The organism is Enterobacter sp. SENG-6 (assembly GCF_001605945.1).
In the GTDB taxonomy this organism is placed as follows: Bacteria; Pseudomonadota; Gammaproteobacteria; order Enterobacterales; family Enterobacteriaceae; genus Enterobacter; species Enterobacter cloacae.
Genome location: NZ_LOMM01000068.1, coordinates 1 through 1,332, shown reverse-complemented (window position 1 = coordinate 1,332; position 1,332 = coordinate 1). Strand labels below are relative to the sequence as shown.

The 1,332-nt window shown below is 66.7% G+C and carries 1 protein-coding gene; it reads right to left on the bottom strand.

What is annotated here, in order from left to right; all coding sequences use genetic code 11:
* A partial coding sequence (locus tag AX755_RS21565; RefSeq protein ID WP_197474129.1) for an Ig-like domain-containing protein occupies positions 1–1,332 on the bottom strand: 1,332 nt, incomplete at both ends.

Genomic DNA, 1,332 nt, shown 5'->3' with positions numbered 1-1,332 from the left:
AGTCCAGGGTCAGGACGAAGTCGTCCGATGCCACACTGGTGTTACCCGCCTTGTCGGTGGCCGTCACGTGGAAGCGGTGCTCGCCTTCCGGCAGTTTCGCCACCGGCGAGAAGCTCCAGGTGCCGTCGGCTTTCGCCGTCACTTCGCCCAGCAGGCCGTTCTGATCGTAGATCTTCACGGTGCTGCCCGCTTCCGCCTTGCCGCTCAGGGTCGGGGTCGGATCGTCGGTGGTGCCGCCGTTTGCCAGGTTACCCTGCACGCTGCCCACGTCGTCCAGCGCCGCGTCGATGGTCGGTTTCACCGGTGCATCGGTGTCGATGGTCACGGTCCAGCTGCTGCTGCTCGACTCATTGCCCATCGGGTCCTTCGCCGTGGCGGTGAAGGTGTGGTCGCCGCGGCCCAGGTCCACGCTCGGCGTGAAGCTCCAGGTGCCGTCCGCGCCCGCGGTGGTGGTGCCCAGCACGTTGCTGCCGTCCATGATGGTCACGGTGCTGCCCGCCTTCGCCGTGCCGCTGATTTGCGGACGGGTGTCGTCGGTGAGCGCGCCCTGCGACAGGCTGCCGGTCACGCTGCCGGTGTCGTCGGTCACGGCGGTGATTTCCACCTTGCCCGGGACCACGTCAACGGTGATGACCACGTGCGAGCCTTCCGGCCCGGTGTTGCCCGACGGATCGGTGACGGTGGTGGTCAGGTCGTGTGCGCCGTTCGCCAGCGGCTGGTCCGGGGTGTAGCTCCAGGTGCCGTCCGGGTTCACCTTCGCGGTGCCGATGACCTGGCCGTTGTCGATGATGTTCACCGTGCTGCCCGGCTCGGCCTTACCGCTCAGGGTCGGGGTGGTGTCGTTGGTGACATCGCCCTTCTGCAGGTAGTCCGCATGCGGGGCCACGTCGTCATAGACGGTATCCAGCGTCGGTGCCTGCGGCGGTACGGTAGCCACGTTGATGATGTACTCACCGGACGGACCGGAGACGTTGCCCACGCCGTCGGTCTCTTTCGCCGTCAGGGTGTACTTCCCGTCCGGCAGCGGCGTGGTCGGTTCGAGGGACCAGGTGCCGTCGGCCTGCACTTTCGCGGTGCCAATGACCTTGTCGCCGTTGTACACGGTGATGGTGTTGCCCGGCTCTGCGCCCGTCCCCTTGATCAGCGGACGGTTGTCGTCGGTTTCCCCGCCGGAGGCAATCACGCCTGCGGTGTTCACGTCGTCATAGACTTCGGTGATCGCCAGCTTGCTCGCATCCGGCGCGGTGTAGTCCAGGGTCAGGACGAAGTCGTCCGATGCCACACTGGTGTTACCCGCCTTGTCGGTGGCCGTCACGTGGAAGCGGTGCTCGC